Source organism: Mycobacterium sp. E787, assembly GCF_001668725.1.
Classification (GTDB): Bacteria; Actinomycetota; Actinomycetes; order Mycobacteriales; family Mycobacteriaceae; genus Mycobacterium.
In genome coordinates, this window is sequence record NZ_LZKL01000040.1 from 1 (window position 1) to 1,107 (window position 1,107).

General features: G+C 68.7%; 2 protein-coding genes. One reads left to right on the forward strand and one right to left on the reverse strand.

From position 1 onward, the window contains the following. Positions 1-440 (reverse strand): PPE family protein (locus tag A5705_RS08525; RefSeq protein ID WP_156763067.1); only part of this gene is annotated, 440 nt, incomplete at its 3' end. Positions 441-667: 227 nt separating this feature from the next. Between A5705_RS08525 and A5705_RS08530 the strand changes: the two genes are divergently transcribed. Beyond that, positions 668-1,107: PPE family protein (locus A5705_RS08530; protein WP_231982389.1), on the forward strand; the 440-nt coding region annotated here is incomplete at its 3' end.

Consider the following 1,107-nt stretch of genomic DNA (forward strand, 5'->3'; position numbering starts at 1 on the left):
TCCTGGGCCCACATCGCCTCGTAGTCGGATTCCACAGCCGCAATCGCGGGAGCGTTGAAACCGAACAGGTTGGAGTTCACCAACGACACCAGTTTGGAGCGATTGGCCGACACCACCACCGGATGCACCGTCGCCGCCAACGCCGACTCAAACGCACCGGCCACCGCTTTGGCCTGCGCGGCCGCACTCGCAGCTTGAGACGCCGCCGAGGTCAACCACGCCGAATACGGAACGGCTGCGGCGGCCATCGCCGCGGATGCAGGACCCTGCCACGCGTGACCAGCCAACGCCGAGGTCACCGAGGAAAACGATCCCGCGGCCGCACTCAACTCATCGGCCAGCCCGTCCCACGCCGCAGCGGCCGCCAACATTGGCGCTGACCCGGCACCGGAGAACATCCGGGACGAATTGATCTCCGGCGGGAGCACCAAAAAGCTCATGACCGCGGTCCCTTCTCAGCAGCGAGCCCCGGGAGCCAAAGTGTGCCTTCGCTCGGGTTCACACGCAACCGCGACTGCGAGCGCTTGATCCCTGCGGTCCGGTCCGCAACGATCGTGCGGCGGCCGGGATTGGATTCCCGCCTAACGGGGTATGGGGCAGGCCGGAGAATGTACGTTGCTCCAGTGGCTGCTGAAGGTCTGATCAACGACGATCGAGGGGAGCAGTGATGAACTTTTCGGTGTTTCCGCCCGAGGTCAACTCGGTGCTCCTGCTTGATGGGCCGGGCCCGGGGCCGATGCTGGAGGCGGCGGCGGCCTGGGACGGGATCCGCAGTGAGTTGAGCGCGGCGGCAAGCGCATTCAGCTCCGTGACCTCGGACCTGGCCGGGCAGGCCTGGCAGGGCCCGTCGGCGGCGTCCATGACCAACGCGGCCGCCGGGTACGTGGACTGGCTGGGCGGGGCGGCCGCGCAAGCCGAGCAGTCGGCGGCCCAGGCGCGGGCGGCGGCCGTCGCCTACGAGGCCGCGCTGGCGACCATCGTGGACCCCGGGTCGATCACGGCCAATCGCGGCCAGCTGGTGTCGCTGGTGATGTCGAACCTGTTCGGCCAGAACGCGCCGGCGATCGCGGCGGCCGAGGCCGAATACGAGCAGATGTGGGCCCAGGC